Genomic DNA, 16,082 nt, shown 5'->3' with positions numbered 1-16,082 from the left:
ACCCCATGCTGATGAGCCTGGCCCAATGGCTGCAGACGCTGTCGCCCGAACTCGGGTTCCTGCGTGTCTTCCAGTACCTGACCTTCCGCGCGCTGATGGCCGCGACCACCGCGCTGCTGATCGGCCTGGCGGTCGGCCCCTACGCGATCCGCCGCCTGACCGCGCTCAAGATCGGCCAGCCGGTGCGCGGCTACGGCATGGAAACGCACCTGAGCAAGAGCGGCACGCCCACCATGGGCGGTGTGCTGGTGCTGTTCTCGATCGCGTTCTCGACCGTGATGTGGTTCGACCTGAGCAACCGCTTCGTCTGGATCGTGCTGTGGGTCACGCTGGGCTTCGGCGCCATCGGCTGGGTCGACGACTGGCGCAAGGTGGTGCGCAAGGACCCCGAGGGCATGCGTTCGCGCGAGAAGTATTTGTGGCAGTCGCTGGTCGGCCTGGTGGCCGGCTTCTACCTGCTGTTCAGCATTTCCGAGAGCTCCAATTGGCGCGTGCTGGAACTGTTCGCGGCCTGGGTGCGTTCGGGCTTCGCGCTCGAGTTCTCGCCCAAGATCAACCTGCTGGTGCCCTTCTTCAAGGAAGTCAGCTACCCGCTGGGCGGCATCGGCTTCGTGATCCTGACCTACCTGGTGATCGTGGGCGCGAGCAACGCGGTGAACCTCACCGACGGGCTCGACGGCCTGGCGATCATGCCGGTGGTGATGGTCGGCTCGGCGCTGGGCGTGTTCGCCTATGTCACCGGCAGCTCGGTGTATTCGAAGTACTTGCTGTTCCCGCACATCCCCGGCTCGGGCGAGTTGCTGGTGTTCTGCTCGGCCATGGCCGGCGCGGGCCTGGCCTTCCTGTGGTTCAACACCCACCCGGCGCAGGTCTTCATGGGCGACGTCGGCGCGCTGGCGCTGGGCGGCGCGCTGGGCACCATCGCGGTCATCGTGCGCCAGGAGATCGTGTTCTTCGTGATGGGCGGCATCTTCGTGGTCGAGGCGATCTCGGTGATGGCCCAGGTCGCGTACTTCAAGTACACCAAGAAGCGCTTCGGCGAAGGCCGGCGCATCCTCAAGATGGCGCCGCTGCATCATCACTTCGAGAAGAGCGGCTGGCGCGAGACCCAGGTCGTGGTGCGTTTCTGGATCATCACGATGCTGCTGTGCCTCGTGGGCCTGTCGACGCTGAAGCTGCGGTAACGGAACCATGCGGCACTTGAAAGACCTCCCCGTCCTCGTCCTCGGCCTCGGTGCGTCCGGGCTGGCGATGGCGCGCTGGTGCGCGCGCCACGGTGCACAGGTCACGGTCGCCGACACGCGCGAAGCGCCGGCACTGCTCGGCAGGCTGCAGGCCGAATGGCCCGAGGTCGTCTTCGTCGGCGGGCCGCTGAGCGCCGCGCTGATCGAGGGCACGCCGGTGCGCGCGGTCTACTGCTCGCCGGGCCTGACGCCCGCCACGCTGGCACCGGTGGTCGATGCGGCACGCGCGGTCGGCCTGCCGGTCGGCGGTGAGCTCGACCTGTTCGCACATGCGCTGAGCGACCTGCGCACGGTCGAGCTGCCGCCGTCGGTGGAGGCCGAGGTGGCGGTGCAGGCCGAGGCCGCGCCTGGACTCGAAGTCCAGCTGCAGATCGAGATGCCGCCACAGACCACGGAGGTGCCCGAAGCGCCAGCGGCGGTCGAAGCGCAGCCGACCGACGACCTGCCTTCGGCGGAACTTCCGGCAAGCGACGCCCCTGTGCCGGCCGAAGCGACTGAAACCATCGAAGCCATCGAAGCAGCCGCCACGACCGAAGCGGAAGTCGTCGAGCCCGAACCCGCCGCCACGCCGAGCGCGATGGCCGAGGCCATGCCGCGTGACCCGTCGACCCATGTGGCGGTGACCCCGCCCGAGGACGCTGCGCCGGCCGATGCCGATGCCGATGTGGATGCGGAAGCCGAGGGGACCAACGCACCGGCCGAGTCCGTCGCACCCGCGACGCCTGCAACGCCCGTTGCAGCCGTCCCCCGCCAGCCCATCGCCGGCCAGCCCTACGTCCCCAGCGCCGCTAAGGAAGCGGCCGAGTTCGTCGCGCGCATCGCCGAACTGGCGGTCTCGAATCCGGCCTCGGCCGCGGTCGAGGAAGCCGCCTCCGCGCCCGCGCCGCTGCCGGTCGCCGAGATCGCACCGCCCAAGGGCTACGAGCCCGCGGTGCTGGCCATCACCGGCACCAACGGCAAGACCACCGTCACCGCGCTCACCGGCCAGCTGGTCGAGCGCGCCGGCAAGACCGTGGCCGTGGCCGGCAACATCGGCCCGACCTTGCTCGACACGCTGAGCGCGCACATGGATGCCGACACGCTGCCCGAGGTCTGGGTGCTCGAACTCTCCAGCTTCCAGCTCGACAGTGTGCAGGGCTTCGAGCCCACGGCCGCGACGGTGCTCAACCTCACGCAGGACCATCTGGACTGGCATGGCGACATGGCGGCCTACAGCGCCGCCAAGCAGCGCATCTTCGGCGCGCGCGGGCTGATGATCCTCAACCGCGACGACGCCGGCGTGATGGCGATGCTGCCGCCGCCGGTGCGCGTCAAGCTGCAGCGCCCGCAGATCCGCACCCACATCACTTTCGGCGCCGGCCTGCCGATGCGGCCTTCCGACTTCGGCATCGAGCGCATCAACGGCATGAGCTGGCTGGTGCGTGCGCTCGAGGCCGACGAAACCATCAAGCGCAAGCGTGGCGCGGCGGCGCAGGAAGAGGACATCATCCTGCAGCGCCTGATGCCAGCCGATGCACTGCGCATCCGCGGCCAGCACAACGCGCTCAACGCCCTGGCCGCGCTCGCGCTGGCCAGCGCGGCCGGCTGCCAGCTGGGCCCGATGCTCTACGGCCTGCGCGAATACCAGGGCGAGCCGCACCGCGTCGAGTCGGTCGCGATCCTCGACCAGGTCGAGTATTTCGACGACAGCAAGGGCACCAACGTGGGCGCCACCGTGGCCGCGCTGGGCGGCCTCGGTGCCGAGCGCCGCGTGGTCGCGATCCTGGGCGGCGACGGCAAGGGCCAGGACTTCGCGCCGCTGGCCGCGCCGGTGCGCCAGTTCGCGCGTGCGGTGGTGCTGATCGGACGCGACGCGCCGGTGATCGAGGCCGCGCTGGCCGACACCGGCGTCACGATCGTGCATGCCGACTCGATGGAACAGGCCGTGCAACTGGCCGCGCGCCGCGCCCACCCGGGCGACGCGGTGCTGCTGTCGCCGGCCTGCGCGAGCTTCGACATGTTCAGGGACTATGGCCACCGCGCCGCGGTGTTCTGCGAGGCGGTGCAGGCCTTGCCAGAGTCGTCCTACGACGGCATCGACGAGGGGCATTCGGCATGAGCAACGCCAGCGCCGCCACCCCCAACGAAACGCCGGGCCGCCTCAAGGGCTGGTTCACGCGTGCCGCCAAGACCGGCATCGATGCGCTGCCGATGCACCTGCCGGTGCGGCTGAGCGGCGGCACCATGTCGCAGACCAAGGCCGCACCGATGCGCGTGCTGGGCTTCGACCAAGCGCTGCTGTGGGTCACGCTGGCGCTTCTGGCCTGGGGCGCGGTGATGGTCTATTCGGCCTCGATCGCGCTGCCGGACAACCCGCGCTTCGCGCGTGCCGGCTACGGGCCGATGTTCTTCTTCCTGCGGCATGTGCTGTTCATCGCGATCGCCTTCGTGGCGGCGCTGCTGGCCTTCCAGATCCCGATGCAGACCTGGGAGCGCATCGCGCCCTGGCTGTTCGTCGTGTCGCTGCTGCTGCTGGTGGCGGTGCTGATCCCGCACGTCGGGCGCGTGGTCAACGGCGCGCGCCGCTGGCTGCCGCTGGGCATCATGAACTTCCAGCCCTCCGAGCTCGCCAAGCTCGCGATGGTGCTCTATGCCGCCAGCTACATGGTGCGCAAGATGGAGATCAAGGAACGCTTCTTCCGCGCCGTGCTGCCGATGGGCGTGGCGGTGGTGGTGGTCGGCATGCTGCTGCTGGCCGAACCCGACATGGGCGCCTTCATGGTGATCGCGGTCATCGCCATGGGCATCCTGTTCCTGGGCGGCGTCAATGCGCGCATGTTCTTCGTGATCGCCACGCTGGTGGTGGCGGCCTTCGCGCTGATCGTGATGACCAGCGAATGGCGGCGCGAGCGGATCTTCGCCTACCTCGACCCCTTCAGCGAAGCGCACGCGCTGGGCAAGGGCTACCAGCTCTCGCACTCGCTGATCGCGATCGGCCGCGGCGAGATCTTTGGCGTGGGGCTGGGCGGCAGCGTCGAGAAGCTGCACTGGCTGCCCGAGGCCCACACCGACTTCCTGCTGGCCGTGCTGGGCGAGGAATTCGGCCTGATCGGCGTGCTGCTGGTGATCGGCCTGTTCCTCTGGCTCACGCGCCGCATCATGCACATCGGCCGCCAGGCGATCGCGCTCGACCGCGTGTTCTCCGGCCTGGTGGCGCAGGGCATCGGCATCTGGATCGGCTTCCAGTCCTTCATCAACATGGGCGTGAACCTGGGCGCGCTGCCGACCAAGGGCCTGGGCCTGCCGCTGATGAGCTTTGGCGGCTCGGCGATCCTGATGATCTCGATCGCGCTGGCCGTGGTGTTGCGCGTCGACTATGAAAACCGCGTCCTCATGCGCGGAGGCCGCATATGAGCCGCACCGCACTGGTCATGGCCGGCGGCACCGGCGGCCACATCTTCCCCGGCCTGGCCGTGGCCGAGGCGCTGCGCGCGCGCGGCTGGGCCGTGCACTGGCTGGGCGCGCCCGGCAGCATGGAGCAGCAGCTGGTGCCGCCGCGCGGCTTCGCCTTCGAGCCGGTGCAGTTCGGTGGCCTGCGCGGCAAGGGCCCGCTCACGGTGCTGATGCTGCCGGTGCGCCTGCTGCGCGCCTTCGCGCAGAGCGTCGGCGTGCTGCGCCGCGTCAAGCCCGACGTGGTCATCGGCCTGGGCGGCTACATCACCTTCCCCGGCGGCCTGATGAGCGTGCTGCTGGGCAGCCCGCTGGTGCTGCACGAGCAGAACTCGGTGGCGGGCCTGGCCAACAAGGTGCTGGCCAGCGTCGCGAACCGGGTCTTCACCGCCTTCCCGAACGTGCTGAAGAACGCCGAATGGGTCGGCAACCCGCTGCGCGCGGCCTTCACTTCGCAGCCCGATCCGGCTACCCGCTTCCTGGGCCGCAGCGGTCCGCTGAAGCTGCTGGTCGTGGGGGGCAGCCTGGGTGCGCGGGCGCTCAACACCATCGTGCCGCAGGCCCTGGCGCGCATCGCGCCCGGCGAACGCCCGATCGTGCTGCACCAGAGCGGCGCCAAGCAGATCGACGAACTGCGCGCCAACTACGCGGCCGCCGGCGTCGACGCCGAGCTCACGCCCTTCATCGACGACACGGCCGAGGCCTATGCCATGGCCGACCTGATCGTCGCGCGCGCCGGTGCCAGCACCGTCACCGAAATCGCGGCCGTCGGCGCAGCAGCGCTGTTCGTGCCTTTCCCCTCGGCGGTGGACGACCACCAGACCACCAACGCGCGATTCCTGGTCGACGCGGGTGGCGGCTGGCTCGTCCAGCAGACCGAACTCACTCCCGAATTGCTGGCTGACTTGCTACAGAAAACCGAACGAACCACATTGGTGGACAAGGCCTCAAAGGCCAAGACGATGCAGAAGACCGAGGCCGTCGACCTCATGGTCCGCGCCTGCGAGGAACTCGCCGACAAAAAGAACAAGGGGAGCCGCGCATGAAGCACGCCATCCGCCACATCCACTTCGTCGGCCTGGGCGGCGCCGGCATGAGCGGCATCGCCGAGGTGCTGTTCAACCTGGGCTACCAGATCTCCGGCTCCGACCTGAGCGACAGCGCCACGCTGCGCCGGCTCGCCGGCCTGGGCATCACCACCTACGTGGGCCACGGCGCGGCGAACATCGCGGGTGCCGACGCGGTCGTCACCTCGACCGCGGTGCAGTCCGAGAACCCCGAAGTGCTGGCCGCGCGCGAGAAGCGCATTCCCGTGGTGCCGCGCGCCATGATGCTGGCCGAGCTGATGCGCCTCAAGCAGGGCATCGCGATCGCCGGCACGCACGGCAAGACCACCACCACCAGCCTGGCGGCCAGCGTGCTGGCCGCGGCCGGGCTGGACCCGACCTTCGTGATCGGCGGCCGGCTCAACAGCGCCGGCGCCAATGCGCAGCTGGGCAGCGGCGACTACATCGTGGTCGAGGCCGACGAGTCGGATGCGTCCTTCCTGAACCTGCTGCCGGTGATGGCGGTGGTCACGAACATCGACGCCGACCACATGGAGACCTACGGGCACGACTTCGGCAACCTCAAGAAGGCTTTCGTCGATTTCCTGCACCGCATGCCCTTCTACGGCGTGGCGATCCTGTGCACCGACGACGCCGCGGTGCGGGACATCGTGCCCCAGGTGACCTGCCCGGTGACCAGCTACGGTTTCAACGACGAAGCCCAGGTGCGCGCGGTCAATGTGCGCGCGGTGGGCGCGCAGATGCATTTCACCGCGCAGCGCCGCAACGGCGTGACCTTGCCCGACCTGGACATCGTGCTCAACCTGGCGGGCGAACACAACGTGCTCAACGCGCTGTCGGTAATCGCGATGGCGGTCGAGCTCGGCGTGCCGGACGAAGCCGTGCAGCGCGGCCTGGCCGACTTCAAGGGCGTGGGCCGGCGCTTCCAGAGCTACGGCGACGTGCCGGCGAAGGACGCAGCGGCCGCGGGTGCCTTCACCCTGATCGAGGACTACGGCCACCATCCGGTCGAGATGGCGGCCACCATCGCCGCCGCGCGCGGCGCCTTCCCGGGCCGCCGGCTGATGCTGGCCTTCCAGCCGCACCGCTACACCCGCACGCGCGACTGCTTCGAGGACTTCGTCAAGGTGCTGGGCACCGCCGACGCCGTGCTGCTGAGCGAGGTCTATGCGGCCGGCGAAGCGCCGATCGTGGCGGCCGACGGCCGGGCCTTGACGCGTGCGCTGCGCGTGGCCGGCAAGGTCGAGCCGGTGTTCGTCGACGAGATCGGCGCGATGGCGCAGGCCATCCTGGACAACGCCCGTGCGGGCGATGTCGTGGTCTGCATGGGCGCCGGTTCGATCGGCGCGGTGCCGGGCCGGGTGGTCGAGCTGGGCGGCGCGGCCGCCTCGCCGAAGACGGTTTCTTTCACCTCCGAGGGGCGTGCACTGTGAGCACACCATCCATTTCCACTTCTTCCGTTTCCTCCCTGGGCAAGGTTGCCGTGCTGTTCGGCGGCACCTCGGCCGAGCGCGACATCTCCATCCTCTCGGGCACCGGCGTGCTGGAGGCGCTGCGCGCGCGCGGCGTCGACGCCCATGCCTTCGACCCGGCCGAGCGCGAGCTGGTCGAGCTCAAGCGCGAAGGCTTCGCGCGCTGCTTCATCGCGCTGCACGGCCGCCACGGCGAAGACGGCACGGTGCAGGGCGCGCTCGAACTGCTGGGCATTCCCTACACCGGCTCGGGCGTGATGGCCTCGAGCGTGGCGATGGACAAGGTCATGACCAAGCGCATCTGGGTGGCCGACGGATTGCCCACGCCCAAGTACGTGCGCCTGGCCGCCGACCAGCAGAGCCGCGAGCAGGTCCGCGTGGTGCCCGATGTGCTGGGGCTGCCGCTGATCGTCAAGCCGCCGCGTGAGGGATCGTCGATCGGCGTGACCAAGGTGCAGGGCTACTCCGAGATGCAGGACGCGGTCACGCTGTCGGCGAAGTACGACGCCGACGTGCTGTGCGAGGAATTCATCGAGGGCGAGGAAGTCACCTGCGCGGTGCTGGGCCACGGCTTCGACGCGCAGGCGCTGCCGGTGGTGCGCATCGCCGCCCCCGAGGGCGCCTACGACTACCAGAACAAGTACTTCACCGACGACGTGAAGTACCACTGCCCGAGCGGCCTGCCCGAGGCCGAGGAGCGCGAGATCCAGCGCATCGCGCTGGCCGCCTACCGCACGCTGGGCTGCCGCGGCTGGGGCCGCGCCGACGTGATGATCCGCGCCAGCGACCGCAAGCCCTTCCTGCTCGAGATGAACACCTCGCCCGGCATGACCACCCATTCGCTGGTGCCTATGTCGGCGCGCGCGGTGGGCATCGCCTACGAGGACCTGTGCGTGCGCGTGCTCGCTTCCGCGGCCCTGGATTCGGAAGGCAAGGTCTAACCCCATGGCCACCACCGCCCCCGTCCCCTTCGACGTCAAGCTGATGAACTTCACGGCCACGCTGGTGTTCGTGTCGTTCGCGCTGGTGTTGCTGGCGGCGGGCGCGTGGTGGGTGCTGCGGCAGCCTTTCTTCCCGATCGCCGGCCTCAAGGTCGACGGCGAGGTCACGCACAACAACGCGGTCACCTTGCGCGCCAACGTGGCGCCGCAGCTGGCCGGCAACTTCTTCACGGTCGACCTGGCACGCGCGCGCAGCGCCTTCGAGTCGGTGCCCTGGGTGCGCAAGGCGGTGGTGCGGCGCGAGTTCCCGAACCGGCTGCGCGCCACGCTGACCGAGCACGTGCCGGTCGCGCACTGGGGCGACGAGACGGCCTCGAAGATGGTCAACGGCTTCGGCGAGGTGTTCGAAGCCAACACGGCCGAGGTCGACGACGACCTGCCGCGCCTCGACGGCCCGATCGAACAGGCCGGCCAGGTGCTGGGCATGTACCGGCTGCTGGCGCCGCTGTTCAAGCCCTACGACCTGGCGGTCGAGGAACTGGGCCTGTCGAGCCGCGGCAGCTGGCATGTGCTGCTGGACAACGGCGCCACGGTCGAACTCGGCCGCGGGCGCAGCGAAGAGGTGGTGGTGCGCACCGAGCGTTTCCTGCGCACCGTGAAGCAGGTGGCCGCGCAGTACGGGCGCACCGTGGCCTCGGTGGAGGGCGCGGACCTGCGTCACAACGAGGGTTATGCGCTGCGCATGCGCGGCGTCACCACGGTCGTCAACGACCCCAAGAAGAAATAAGCGAATACCGAGGACATTTCATGCCCAAAGAATACAAAGACCTGGTTGTCGGCCTCGACATCGGCACCGCCAAGGTGATGGTGGTGGTGGCCGAGGTGCTGCCCAACGGCGAACTCAAGCTCGCCGGCCTGGGGGTGGCGCCGAGCAATGGCCTGAAGCGCGGCGTGGTGGTCAACATCGACGCCACGGTGCAGAGCATCCAGCAGGCCCTGAAGGAGGCCGAGCTGATGGCCGACTGCAAGATCGGCCGGGTCTACACCGGCATCACCGGCAGTCACATCCGCGGCATCAACTCCAGCGGCATGGTGGCGGTCAAGGACAAGGAAGTCACGCCGGCCGACGTGGCCCGCGTGGTCGAGACCGCGCGCGCGATCAACATCTCCAGCGACCAGCGCCTGCTGCTGGTCGAGCCGCAGGAATTCGTGATCGACGGCCAGGACGTCAAGGAACCGATCGGCATGAGCGGCATGCGCCTGGAGGCCAAGGTGCACATCGTGACCGGCGCCCAGAGCGCGGCCGAGAACATCATCAAGTGCGTGCGCCGCTGCGGCCTCGAGGTCGACCAGCTGATGCTCAACCCGCTGGCCTCGAGCCAGGCGGTGCTGACCGAGGACGAGCGCGAACTGGGCGTGTGCCTGGTGGACATCGGCGCCGGCACCACCGACGTGGCGATCTTCACCAACGGCGCGATCCGCCACACCGCGGTGATCCCGATCGCGGGCGACCTGATCACCAGCGACATCGCGATGGCGCTGCGCACTCCGACCAAGGACGCCGAGGACATCAAGGTCGAGAACGGCTACGCCAAGCAGCTGCTGGCCGACCCCGACACGCAGGTCGAAGTGCCGGGCCTGGGCGACCGCGGCCCGCGCATGCTGAGCAAGCAGGCGCTGGCCGGCGTGATCGAGCCGCGCATCGAGGAGATCTTCTCGCTGGTGCAGCAGGTCATCCGCGAATCCGGCTACGAGGAAGTGCTGTCGTCGGGCATCGTGCTGACCGGCGGCAGCGCCGTGATGCCGGGCATGGTCGAACTGGGCGAGGACATCTTCCTCAAGCCGGTGCGCCGCGGCATCCCCAAATATGCGAGCGCGCTGTCCGACATGGTGGCCCAGCCCCGTGCCGCGACGGTGATGGGTCTGCTCGAGGAAGCCCGCTTTGCCCGCATGCGCGGCTACAAGGTGGCCCAGAAAAACGGTTCCGTGAAAACGGCCTTCGGCCGCTTCAAGGACTTCATCGTGGGGAACTTCTGAGATGACCCATTACCCCCTCTGGCTGGCGCGCGGAAGTCCCCCCCGGCATTTCAATGAGCGATGGCGACGAACCGGCCCGCCCTCATGACATGCATCCGGCGACAGACAAGAAAAATTCATTGAAACAACAGCAACTGCAGTAGCAAGAAATTAGGAGTTCCAAATGGCCATCGAAATGATCGAAATGGAAGAGTTCAACCAAGGCACCCAGATCAAGGTGATCGGCGTGGGCGGCGGCGGCGGCAACGCGGTCGCGCACATGATCGAGCGCGGCGTGCAGGGCGTGCAGTTTTCCTGCGCGAACACCGACGCGCAGGCGCTGTCGCGCAGCAACGCGCCCAAGCTGATCCAGCTGGGCAACAACGGCCTGGGCGCTGGCGGCAAGCCGGACAAGGGCCGTGAAGCGGCCGAACTGGCGGTCGACGAGATCCGCGCGGCCATCGACGGCGCGCACATGCTGTTCATCACCGCCGGCATGGGCGGCGGCACCGGCACCGGCGCGGCCCCCGTGATCGCGCGCATCGCCAAGGAAATGGGCATCCTGACCGTGGGCGTGGTGACCAAGCCCTTCGACTGGGAAGGCGGCAAGCGCATGACCAACGCCGACAGCGGCCTGGCCGAGCTCGAAGCCAACGTCGACTCGCTGATCGTGATCCTGAACGAGAAGCTGCTCGAAGTGCTGGGCGAGGACGTGACGCAGGCCGAGGCCTTCGCGCATGCCAACGACGTGCTGAAGAACGCTGTGGGCGGCATCTCGGAAATCATCAACGAGTACGGCGGCGTGAACGTCGACTTCGAAGACGTGCGCACCGTGATGGGCGAGCCCGGCAAGGCCATGATGGGCACGGCCGCGGCCAGCGGCCCGGACCGCGCGCGCATCGCCGCCGAGCAGGCCGTGGCCTGCCCGCTGCTCGAAGGCATCGACCTGTCGGGCGCCAAGGGCGTGCTGGTGCTGGTGACGGCCTCGAAGGGCTCGCTGAAGCTGTCGGAATCGAAGCTGGCGATGAACACCATCCGCGCCTACGCTTCGCCCGACGCGCACGTGATCTACGGCGCAGCCTACGACGAGGCCCTGGGCGACGAGATGCGCGTGACGGTGGTCGCCACCGGCCTGTCGCGCGCCGACGCACGTCGCCAGGCACCGCTGCTCGAAGTCATCCGCACCGGCACCGACAACATCCCGTTCAATGTGCCGACCATGGGTGGCATGGGCCACGCCGGCGCGCACGGCCAGCCCAACTACGAAGGCATGGCGGTGCCCAGCGTGTGGCGCACCAACCGCACGATGGCCGCGGCCAAGGTCGACGCGCTGTCTTCGGGCGGCATGGACGATTTCGAGATCCCCGCCTTCCTGCGCCGCCAAGCGGATTGATGGGTGTGAAGCTGCTGCGCGACCCGATCTCGCACCTGTGCTGCTCGCCGTACCTGCGTACGGCTGCGCTGCTCGGCGTGAGCTCGGGCCGCTCGCGACGCTTCCCATCCCATCAATCCCGTGCACTATGGGCAAGATAGTCTGGAGCGTGGCCCGCGGGGAACGGCGCGCTCTTAAAATCACGTCCGTGCTGCAACAAAGAACCCTCAAATCCATCACCCGCGCCGTCGGCGTGGGGCTGCACAGCGGGCAGCGGGTGGAGCTCACGCTGCGGCCTTCGGCGCCGGACACGGGCATCGTGTTCCGCCGCGTCGATCTGCCCGAACCCGTTTCCATTCCGATGACGGCCGAGGCCGTCACCGACACGCGCCTGGCGTCGACCGTCTCCAACGGCGGCGCCAAGGTGCAGACCATCGAGCACCTGATGTCGGCCTGCGCGGGCCTGGGCATCGACAACCTGCTGATCGACATCACGGCCGACGAGGTGCCGATCCTCGACGGCTCCGCCTCTTCCTTCGTGTTCCTGCTGCAGAGCGCGGGCATCGCGCTGCAGAACGCACCGCGGCGCTTCATCAAGCTGCTCAAGCCCGTGGAAGTGCGCGAAGGCGAGGGTGCCAACGCCAAGTGGGCACGGCTGGAGCCCTACCACGGCTTCAAGCTGAGCTTCGAGATCGACTTCGACCACCGGGTGGTCGATTCCACCGGCCAGCGCGTCGAGTTCGATCTGGGGCACGACTCCTACAGCCGCGACATCGCGCGCGCGCGCACCTTCGGCTTCACCAAGGAAGTCGAGTACATGCGCAGCAAGGGCCTGGCCCTGGGCGGCGGGCTCGACAACGCGATCGTGATGGACGACACCAAGGTGCTGAACGTCGGCGGCCTGCGCTATGACGACGAGTTCGTGAAGCACAAGATCCTCGATGCGATGGGCGACCTCTACGTGGTCGGCCGACCGCTGCTGGCCGCCTACAGCGCCTTCCGCTCGGGCCATGCGATGAACAACCAGCTGCTGCGCGAGCTGCTGGCGCATCCCGATGCCTTCGAGATCGTCACCTTCGACGACGAGAAGCGCGCGCCGGTCGGTTTCGCCGAAGTCGCGCGCGCCTGGTAACGCAGGCGCCGACGACCGATGCTGCTGTTCCGCTGGGCCATCCTGCTGCTGTTGCTGATCGCCGGCGTGTCTTTCGCGTTCTACGCGGGCACGGGCCAGATGAAGTACCGCCGCTTCGGCTGGATCGTGCTCAAGTGGACGCTGCTCGCGGCCTTCGGCTTCTTCGCGGTGCTGATCGCCGAACGCGTCGCTTAGGCGTCGTCCAGGCGTCGCCTAGCGGGTTCGTCCCTGCCGGTACATCCCGCTGGTGCTGCGCGCCAGTGCCGAGGCCTCGCCCAGCCGCGCCATCGAGCTGCCCACGTGGGCATGCGTGATCGCGATGCCCAGCGCGTCGGCCGCGTCGCTGCCGGGCAAGCCGGGCAGGTCGAGCAGGCGCTTGACCATTTCCTGCACCTGCGCCTTGGCCGCCTGGCCGTGGCCCGCGACCGCGCGCTTCATCTGCAGCGCCGTGTACTCGGCCACGGGCAGGTCGTGCGAGACCAGCGCGGTCAGGCAGGCGCCGCGGGCCTGGCCCAGCAGCAGCGTGGACTGCGGGTTCACGTTGACGAACACGATCTCGACCGCCGAGGTGGTCGGCTGGTAGCGCGTCACGATCTCGCCGATGCCGTCGAACAGCACCTTGAGCCGCGCCGGCAGGTTGCCGCGCTCGAGCTTGCTCGTGCTGATGGTGCCGCTGGCCACGTAGCGCAGCGCGTGGCCATCGAGGTCCACCACGCCGAAGCCGGTGGTCTGCAGGCCGGGGTCGATGCCGAGGATGCGCACGCGATCAGACGCCGAAGTACCAGCGCACCGAATGGAAGAAGATCGGCGCCGCGAAGCACAGCGCATCGACCCGGTCGAGCAGGCCGTTGGCGCCCGTCACGCCCACGCCCTTCGGCCCCCAGTTGGGGATGCCGCGGTCGCGCTTGAGGGCCTTCATCACCAGGTGGCCCATCGAGCCCGCGACGCAGGCGATCAGCGCCATGGCCAGGGCCTGGCCGAACTTGAAGGGCGTGATGAAGGACATCAGCGCCCCCACCACGCTCGCGATCGCCATGCCCACGCCCCAGCTGGCCCAGTTGAAGCTGCGGCTCACGTTGGGTGCGAAGGGCGCGCGGCCCAGCAGGCGCTGGAGCCGGCCGCGCAGGCCGGCGGGTTGCGGCGCGTCGGCCGGCAGATGGGCGAACTGGCGCGCGATCAGGTGCTGCACCACCATGCAGGTCTGCACCACGAACACCAGGAAGAAGACCAGGAAGGCGCTCTTGCCCTCGTAGCCCGGAAAGCTCAGCAGCAGCAGCGCCGGCACATGGCTCATGCCGTAGACACAGACCGTGATGCCCCACTGCAGCTTGGCGTTGCGTTCGAGGAAGTGGCTCGGGTCGTTGGCCAGCGCGCTCACCACCGGGATGGCGATGAAGACATAGACCGGGATGAAGACCGTGAACAGGTCGAAGCGCGCCGTGCCCACCAGCAGGAACTGGATCGGCAGCACCACGAAGAAGGCCAGGATCAGGCTGCGGTGGTCGCCGCGGCGCGTGGGCGAGAGCGTGATGAACTCGCGCAGCGCGAAGAAGGAGATGATCGCGAACAGCACGGTCGCCACGCTCGGGCCCAGCGCCCAGCCGATCCAGAACACGACCACCATGAACCAGGTGGTGTTCAGCAGCGCGCGGAAGTCGTTGAATTCGCGCAGCCAGCCTTCGCCGTGCGCGGCATTGCGCCGTTCGCGGAAGCCGACCAGCAGCGTCACGATGCTGACCACGGTCAGCAGGCCGAACACGATCACGAACAGGGCCGCCACCTGCTGGGTCGGCGTGAGGTTGCGCAGGAAGGCGTTCATACGTTGCGCAGTGCGACCACCGCTTCGCGCGCGCGGTCCAGGAAGGCCCGGCGCTCCTCGTCGGCGCCCAGCGCGATGGGCGCGCCGAAGGTCACCGAGCACAGGATCGGCACCGGCACGATCTCGCCCTTGGGCATCACGCGCTGCACGTTGTCGATCCAGGCCGGCACCAGCACCACCTCGGGGAACATCTGGGCCAGCGTGAACAGGCCCGACTTGAACTTCTGCGGCTCGCCGGTGTGGCCGCGCGTGCCTTCGGGAAAGATGATGATCGAGTCGCCGCTCTTGAGCGCCTCGATCAGCGGCATGAGCGGTGCCATCGGGTCGGGGGCGGGGGCGCCTTCCTCGGCCGGCGCCGGCGTGCCGCCGCGCTCCACGTAGATCGCGTTGAACACCTCGGTGGTGATCCAGCGCTTCATCGGCGTGTTGGCCCAGTAGTCGCGCGCCGCGATCGGCCGCGTGATGGTGCGCAGCTCCTCGGGCAATGCAGCCCAGATCATCACCAGGTCGAGGTGGCTCTGGTGGTTGGCGAAGTAGATGCGCTGCTCGGCCTTGGGCGGACAGCCCCACCAGCGTGCCTGTGCCCCGGTGAGCAAACGCACCACGCCCAGCAAGACCCACCCCAGCAACTTCGCAGCAAACATGGAGGCGATGATACGGGCCATGACATGGCATTCCCTCGACCGGCCCGCCGCGGCCTGGCGCTTCGATCCACGCGCGGGCCTGGCGGCGCTGATCCTGTTCATCCTGCTGGCACTGCTGGCCACCGTGGGGGCGCGCGCCGGCTGGCTGCGCAGCTTCTTCGGCGACGTGCTGGCCGTCGCGTGGCTCTACTTCGTCTTCAAGACCGTGGTGGCCGCGCGGCCCTGGCAGCTGGCGCTGGCGGCCTTCGGCTGCGGCTGCCTGCTGGAGCTCGGCCAGTACCTGGCGAGGCTCTGGCAATGGCAGATCCCGAACCCGGTGCTGCGCATCCTGCTGGGCAGCACGCCGGACTGGCTGGACGTGCTGGCCTACGCGCTCGGCGGCGCGGCGGTGTGGATGATCGACACGGCCATCTCCAAGGGGAAAAAACGATGACCTGGCAGATCGATGCGGCGACGGCCGCCGACATTCCCGTGCTGACCGCGCTGATCCTCACGCACGGCCCCAACGTCTGGAACTGGCTGCCGCCCGAGGAGGTGGCGGCCCACCTGGCGCAGATCGCGACCGGCGAGGTCGGCGCCGTGGTGGCACGCGAGAACGATGCCCTGCTGGGCGTGGTCAGCTTCTGCCGCACGACGCACTTCGCGCGCTACCAGACCGAGGACCGGCGCGAGGCGGTGCATGGCTACGTCTGCGAGGCCGCGGTGCACCGCGAGGGCACGGGCCGCGGCATCGGCGCGGCCTTGCTCAAGGCCGCATTGGGCGCGCTCGAAGCGCAGGGCCTGCGCGAGGTCTACATCGACCGCCACGAAGAGAACGCAGCCTCCGCGGGAATGATGCGCAAGGCCGGCTTCACCGTGATCGACACCTTCGCCGAGCCGGCGCGCCGGCCGCATGGCTCGGGCCGCACCGCGGTCTCGCGCATCGTGTTCGAGCGCGCCTGACGCA

Annotated in this window: 16 protein-coding genes; 13 read left to right on the top strand and 3 right to left on the bottom strand. The window is 68.9% G+C overall.

The window, feature by feature from the left end:
• Positions 1-5 precede the first annotated feature (5 nt).
• The 11 genes from mraY to K0H49_RS06890 all read left to right on the top strand — a co-directional run bounded on the left by mraY (position 6) and on the right by K0H49_RS06890 (position 12,868).
• On the top strand, positions 6-1,184 hold the full coding sequence (gene mraY, locus K0H49_RS06940) for a phospho-N-acetylmuramoyl-pentapeptide-transferase (RefSeq protein WP_219210596.1): 1,179 nt from the start codon (positions 6-8) through the stop codon (positions 1,182-1,184).
• 7 nt (positions 1,185-1,191) lie between these two features.
• Entirely contained in the window at positions 1,192-3,342 is a 2,151-nt protein-coding gene (gene murD, locus K0H49_RS06935; RefSeq protein WP_219210595.1) for a UDP-N-acetylmuramoyl-L-alanine--D-glutamate ligase, read from the top strand.
• Entirely contained in the window at positions 3,339-4,637 is a 1,299-nt protein-coding gene (gene ftsW / locus K0H49_RS06930; protein ID WP_219210594.1) for a putative lipid II flippase FtsW, read from the top strand. Before murD ends, ftsW begins: the two co-directional genes overlap by 4 nt.
• A complete protein-coding gene (gene murG / locus K0H49_RS06925) occupies positions 4,634-5,719 on the top strand; it encodes an undecaprenyldiphospho-muramoylpentapeptide beta-N-acetylglucosaminyltransferase (protein ID WP_219210593.1) in 1,086 nt (361 codons plus the stop codon). The genes ftsW and murG overlap by 4 nt, the downstream gene beginning before the upstream one ends.
• On the top strand, positions 5,716-7,173 hold the full coding sequence (gene murC / locus K0H49_RS06920; protein WP_219210591.1) for a UDP-N-acetylmuramate--L-alanine ligase: 1,458 nt from the start codon (positions 5,716-5,718) through the stop codon (positions 7,171-7,173). The genes murG and murC overlap by 4 nt, the downstream gene beginning before the upstream one ends.
• Positions 7,170-8,153 (top strand): D-alanine--D-alanine ligase, encoded by a 984-nt coding sequence (locus tag K0H49_RS06915; RefSeq protein WP_374122312.1) that lies wholly within the window; start codon positions 7,170-7,172, stop codon positions 8,151-8,153. The genes murC and K0H49_RS06915 overlap by 4 nt, the downstream gene beginning before the upstream one ends.
• Positions 8,154-8,157: 4 nt before the next feature.
• Positions 8,158-8,940 carry a cell division protein FtsQ/DivIB gene (locus K0H49_RS06910; protein WP_219210589.1) on the top strand — a complete coding sequence of 261 codons (783 nt, stop codon included), beginning with the start codon at positions 8,158-8,160 and terminating at the stop codon, positions 8,938-8,940.
• 20 nt (positions 8,941-8,960) lie between these two features.
• Positions 8,961-10,190 (top strand): cell division protein FtsA, encoded by a 1,230-nt coding sequence (ftsA, locus tag K0H49_RS06905; RefSeq protein WP_183024640.1) that lies wholly within the window; start codon positions 8,961-8,963, stop codon positions 10,188-10,190.
• A gap of 163 nt (positions 10,191-10,353) precedes the next feature.
• The gene (gene ftsZ, locus K0H49_RS06900) at positions 10,354-11,562 is read left to right on the top strand and encodes a cell division protein FtsZ (protein WP_219210588.1); all 1,209 of its coding nucleotides are present in this window, start codon (positions 10,354-10,356) and stop codon (positions 11,560-11,562) included.
• Between the two features lie 187 nt (positions 11,563-11,749).
• A complete protein-coding gene (gene lpxC, locus K0H49_RS06895) occupies positions 11,750-12,673 on the top strand; it encodes a UDP-3-O-acyl-N-acetylglucosamine deacetylase (protein WP_219210586.1) in 924 nt (307 codons plus the stop codon).
• 18 nt (positions 12,674-12,691) lie between these two features.
• Positions 12,692-12,868: a hypothetical protein gene (locus K0H49_RS06890; RefSeq protein ID WP_183024637.1), complete on the top strand. Its 177-nt coding sequence runs from the start codon at positions 12,692-12,694 to the stop codon at positions 12,866-12,868.
• Between the two features lie 18 nt (positions 12,869-12,886).
• On the opposite strand, the gene ruvC is transcribed toward K0H49_RS06890, so the two are convergent.
• From ruvC to K0H49_RS06875, 3 genes are read right to left on the bottom strand one after another with little or no spacing between them, the layout of a single operon-like run.
• Entirely contained in the window at positions 12,887-13,435 is a 549-nt protein-coding gene (ruvC, locus tag K0H49_RS06885; protein ID WP_219210585.1) for a crossover junction endodeoxyribonuclease RuvC, read from the bottom strand.
• Between the two features lie 4 nt (positions 13,436-13,439).
• Entirely contained in the window at positions 13,440-14,492 is a 1,053-nt protein-coding gene (locus tag K0H49_RS06880; RefSeq protein WP_219210583.1) for a phosphatidate cytidylyltransferase, read from the bottom strand.
• Positions 14,489-15,136: a lysophospholipid acyltransferase family protein gene (locus K0H49_RS06875; protein WP_219210581.1), complete on the bottom strand. Its 648-nt coding sequence runs from the start codon at positions 15,134-15,136 to the stop codon at positions 14,489-14,491. Before K0H49_RS06875 ends, K0H49_RS06880 begins: the two co-directional genes overlap by 4 nt.
• Positions 15,137-15,155: 19 nt before the next feature.
• On the opposite strand from K0H49_RS06875, the gene K0H49_RS06870 reads away from it, so the two are divergent.
• Positions 15,156-15,569 carry a ribosomal maturation YjgA family protein gene (locus tag K0H49_RS06870; RefSeq protein WP_219210579.1) on the top strand — a complete coding sequence of 138 codons (414 nt, stop codon included), beginning with the start codon at positions 15,156-15,158 and terminating at the stop codon, positions 15,567-15,569.
• Complete coding sequence (locus K0H49_RS06865) at positions 15,566-16,078, top strand: GNAT family N-acetyltransferase (protein ID WP_219210577.1); 513 nt, start codon at positions 15,566-15,568, stop codon at positions 16,076-16,078. Before K0H49_RS06870 ends, K0H49_RS06865 begins: the two co-directional genes overlap by 4 nt.
• The last annotated feature ends 4 nt before the right edge of the window (positions 16,079-16,082 follow it).

Source organism: Variovorax boronicumulans, assembly GCF_019352895.1.
In the GTDB taxonomy this organism is placed as follows: Bacteria; Pseudomonadota; Gammaproteobacteria; order Burkholderiales; family Burkholderiaceae_C; genus Variovorax; species Variovorax boronicumulans_A.
Note: the sequence above shows the minus strand (reverse complement) of the source record. Positions and strands in the feature narration are given on the sequence as shown.